Source organism: Acinetobacter sp. 228 (assembly GCF_048147885.1).
The window spans coordinates 1-1,310 of record NZ_JAYWYV010000310.1; the positions used below are offsets into that span (position 1 = coordinate 1).

The window sequence follows — 1,310 nt, forward strand, 5'->3', positions numbered from 1 at the left end:
TGAACCGTACCGGGTTTGTCGGAGAGTCAATATTCTGAGAGACTATCCCGATGACAAAATTAAAATATACCCCTGAAATCAGAGAAAGAGCGGTTCAATTATTGATTGAATCTGAAAAAGATTATCCATCGAATTGGGCTGCAATCACAGCAATTGCGCCTAAGATTGGTTGTACTCCTGAAACACTTCGTGCCTGGCATCAAAAGCATTTAGATCAGCAAAATCCTATTAAAGTACAACAGATATCTGATCAAGAAAAAATGAAGCAAATGGAACGTGAAATTAAAGAATTAAAGCGTGCCAATGAAATTCTACGTAAAGCAGCCGCTTTTTTCGCCCAGGCGGAGCTCGACCGCCCACACAAATAATGGTGGATTTCATCCATAACAATAAAGACTTATATGGTGTTGATGCGATTTGTAGGATTTTACCGATCGCAGCTTCAACCTATTACCGGACTCTAGATCTCTGCGAAAATCCAGAACATCGAGCAAAGCGAGATTTACATGACTTGCATCATGCTGAGGAGATTAAACGAATTTGGAAGGAAAGTTCAGGTCGGTATGGTGTACGTAAAGTCTGGCAAAAACTGAAACGTGAAGGCTATATTATTGCACGCTGTACTGTTGCTCGATTAATGAAAAAGCTAGGTATACAAGGTGTTTGGCGAGGTAAGAACAAACAAACCACCCGTAGCCGAGATGATCAAAAAAGAGCAGATGATTTAGTGAAACGTAATTTTAGTGCTGATCATCCAGATCAGCTGTGGGTGAGTGACTTTACGTATATTCAAACTCATTCAGGCTGGGTCTATACCGCCTTTATTATTGATGTGTTCTCACGAGCAATTGTTGGATGGAAAGTATCTACACGAATGAATACAGATATGGTGCTCGATGCATTAGAGCAAGCATTGCATGATCGAGGCATGCCAAAGAATGTGATTCATCATTCCGACAGAGGTGTGCAATATCTTTCCATTCGCTATACCAATCGTTTAGAAGCAGCAAATTTACGAGCATCAGTCGGTACGACTGGTGATTCATACGATAATGCTTTGGCTGAAACGGTGAATGGCTTATACAAAACAGAGGTGATTGAATATCTAAAAGCAGATTGGCAAGGTTTAGCAGATGTACAACTTGCGACACTAAACTGGGTAGATTGGTTCAATAAAAAGCGTGTACACAGTGCACTGGGTTATGTATCGCCTTTTGAGTTTGAAGCAATGTACTATGATAAGATTAACCCGTTAGGTCAGGTGGCCTAACTTAAATAAAAAAGTCTCCGACAAACCCGGTACGGTTCAT

At 40.7% G+C, this 1,310-nt stretch carries 1 protein-coding gene and 1 other annotated feature; the gene reads left to right on the forward strand.

Annotation, left to right across the window (positions count from 1 at the left end):
- The first annotated feature begins 50 nt into the window (after positions 1-50).
- Positions 51-1,270, forward strand: a protein-coding gene (locus VXQ92_RS18500) for an IS3 family transposase (RefSeq protein WP_318248947.1) whose coding sequence is annotated in 2 segments (ribosomal slippage) — positions 51-327 and positions 327-1,270 — 1,221 coding nt in all. Because the reading frame shifts where the segments join, the coding sequence is not laid out codon by codon here.
- Positions 326-442 (forward strand) — a sequence feature (AL1L pseudoknot). (Overlaps the previous gene by 117 nt.)
- Positions 1,271-1,310 lie beyond the last annotated feature (40 nt).